Origin of the sequence: uncultured Amaricoccus sp., assembly GCF_937858865.1 — a bacterium.
GTDB lineage: Bacteria > Pseudomonadota > Alphaproteobacteria > Rhodobacterales > Rhodobacteraceae > Amaricoccus.
Genome location: NZ_CALLYO010000294.1, coordinates 1 through 1,285, shown reverse-complemented (window position 1 = coordinate 1,285; position 1,285 = coordinate 1). Strand labels below are relative to the sequence as shown.

Genomic DNA, 1,285 nt, shown 5'->3' with positions numbered 1-1,285 from the left:
CCCCTGTCCCCCACTGCCGGGCGGCGCTATAAGGCGCCACCTCCATTCCATCGCCGGTTCGCCATGTCCGAAGAATTCCACCGCATCAAGCGCCTTCCGCCCTACGTCTTCGCCGAGGTGAACCGGCTCAAGGCCCGCTATCGCGCCGAGGGGATGGACATCATCGACTTCGGCATGGGCAACCCGGACATGGACACGCCGGCGCACATCGTCGACAAGCTGGTCGAGACGGTGCGCCGCCCGCGCACCCACCGCTACTCCGCCTCCAAGGGCATCCCCGGCCTCCGCCGGGCGCAGGCCGGCTACTACGCCCGCCGCTTCGGCGTGAAGCTCGACCCCGAGACCGAGGTGATCGCCACCCTCGGCTCCAAGGAGGGCCTCGCCAACCTCGCCATGGCGATCACCGCCCCCGGCGACGTGATGCTGGTGCCGAACCCGAGCTACCCGATCCACCCCTACGGCTTCATGATCGCCGGCGGCACGCTGCGCCACGTCCCGGCGCTCCACGAGGGCCGCTTCGATCCCGAGGCCTACCTGCGCGCGCTCGAGCGCGCCGTCATCCACTCGGTGCCGAAGCCGGTCGCCGCCGTCGTCTCCTTCCCGTCCAACCCGACGGCGCAGGTCTGCGACATCGACTTCTACCGCGACCTCGTCGCCTTCGCGAAGAAGCACCACCTCTGGCTGCTCTCCGACCTCGCCTATGCCGAGATCTACTTCGACGGCAACCCGCCGCCCTCGATCCTCGAGGTCGAAGGAGCGAAGGAGGTCGCCGTCGAATTCACCTCGCTCTCCAAGACCTACGCCATGCCCGGCTGGCGCATGGGCTTCGCCGTCGGCAATGCCCGCCTCATCGACGCGCTGACCCGGATCAAGTCCTATCTCGACTACGGCGCCTTCACGCCGGTGCAGGTCGCCGCCGCCGCCGCGCTCAACGGCCCGCAGGAATGCGTCGCCGAGATCCGCAACATCTACAAGTCGCGCCGCGACGTGCTCGTCGACGCCATGGCGCGCGCCGGCTGGGCCATCCCGTCCCCGCCGGCGACCATGTTCGCCTGGGCGCCCGTCCCCGCGCCCTTCGCGGCCATCGGCTCGATGGGCTTCTCCAAGATCCTGCTCCGCGAGGCCGAGGTGGCCGTGGCGCCCGGCGTCGGCTTCGGCGAGTACGGCGAGGGCTACGTCCGCCTCGGGCTGGTCGAGAACGAGCACCGCATCCGCCAGGCGGCGCGCGGCGTGCGCCGGGTGATGCAGAATGCCGACGCGCTGCTCGCCAAGCACCACGAGGAGG

Annotated in this window: 1 protein-coding gene; it reads left to right on the top strand. The window is 70.3% G+C overall.

Features of this window, described 5'->3' with window-relative positions:
- Window positions 1–63 precede the first annotated feature (63 nt).
- The coding region (locus Q0112_RS08400; RefSeq protein WP_297973877.1) for an LL-diaminopimelate aminotransferase at window positions 64–1,285 on the top strand (1,222 nt) is incomplete at its 3' end.